This is a genomic window from Sphingomonas endophytica (genome assembly GCF_001476895.1).
In the GTDB taxonomy this organism is placed as follows: Bacteria; Pseudomonadota; Alphaproteobacteria; order Sphingomonadales; family Sphingomonadaceae; genus Sphingomonas; species Sphingomonas endophytica_A.
Genome location: NZ_LDTB01000238.1, coordinates 1 through 920, shown reverse-complemented (window position 1 = coordinate 920; position 920 = coordinate 1). Strand labels below are relative to the sequence as shown.

Genomic DNA, 920 nt, shown 5'->3' with positions numbered 1-920 from the left:
GCTCGGGATTTCGGTCGTCCTGTTCGTCGTGCTGGCGCTCGCGCCGGGCGATCCATTCAGCGAGCTCGCGACCAATCCGAACGTGCCGCCCGAGGTGCAGGCCGCGCTGCGTGCCAAGTTCGGCCTCGATGACCCGATCTATCTGCGCTACCTGCACTGGATCGTGGCAATGGCCCACGGCGATTGGGGCTTCTCGTTCGTCAGCAGGGTCGATGTCGACACGCTGATCCTGCAGCGGCTGCCGACCACGCTTTACGTGGTCGGCTCGTCGCAGCTGCTGGCGCTCCTGATCGCGATCCCGGTCGGCGTCTATGCCGCCACGCGGCCCTATTCGCTGTTCGACCAGCTCGCCAACACCTTCGCCTTCATCGGCTTCTCGCTGCCCACCTTCCTTACCGGCATCCTGTTCATCCTGGTGTTCTCGGTGAAGCTGGACTGGCTGCCCTTCGTCTACACCAGCGTGCCGGGGAGCGGCATCCCCTGGGTGCTGGAGATGATCCGGCAGGCCATCATGCCGGTGATGGTGCTCGGCCTGTTCCAGGCGGCCTCGATGACCCGCTTCGTGCGCTCGGCGATGCTCGACGTGATCCGGCTCGACTATGTCACCACGGCGCGCGCCAAGGGCCTCGGGCAGGCCAAGGTGATCGTCAAGCATGTGATGCGCAACGCGATGATCCCGGTCGTCACGCTGATCGCGCTGCAGATGCCCGCGGTGTTCGGTGGCGCCATCGTCACCGAGCAGATCTTCCGGATTCCCGGCATCGGCTCATTGCTGATTTCATCCATCCTCGCCAACGATACGCCGGTCGTGATGGCCGTGACCTTCGTCTTCGCGTGTCTCGTGGTGCTGTTCAACCTGATCGCAGATGTCCTCTATGGCTGGCTTGACCCTCGCATCTCCTTCCGCTGAACGGCGCGGC

General features: G+C 64.3%; 1 protein-coding gene. It reads left to right on the top strand.

The window, feature by feature from the left end; genetic code table 11:
• A partial coding sequence (locus NS334_RS16950) for an ABC transporter permease (RefSeq protein WP_206542728.1) occupies positions 1–910 on the top strand: 910 nt, incomplete at its 5' end.
• Between the last annotated feature and the right edge of the window lie 10 nt (positions 911–920).